We start from the raw sequence: 275 nt of genomic DNA on the forward strand, positions 1-275 counted from the left end.
GCAGTACATCTCGCCCGACCCGATAGGGCTGGTCGGTGGGGCAAACCCGTATGGGTATGTGCATAATCCGACGGGATGGATCGATCCGTTTGGGTTGGCGGGCAAAGACTGTCATTTATTAGCGCTGAGCGACAGTGAAAGAAAAACTATAGATGGGCTCTTAGAAAAAATTTCTGCTGGAAAAACGCATAATAGAATTAGGCATGGGCATTTTGAGAATGTTAAGGATATAGAAAATATTACTTGGATTCGATTAATAAGTGCAATTTCTGAGA

At 43.6% G+C, this 275-nt stretch carries 1 protein-coding gene; it reads left to right on the forward strand.

Features of this window, described 5'->3' with window-relative positions; translation table 11 throughout:
* Positions 1–275: RHS repeat-associated core domain-containing protein (locus tag FE392_RS19820; protein ID WP_319931852.1), on the forward strand; the 275-nt coding region annotated here is incomplete at both ends.

The sequence above is a fragment of the Xenorhabdus santafensis genome (assembly GCF_033949405.1).
GTDB lineage: Bacteria > Pseudomonadota > Gammaproteobacteria > Enterobacterales > Enterobacteriaceae > Xenorhabdus > Xenorhabdus santafensis.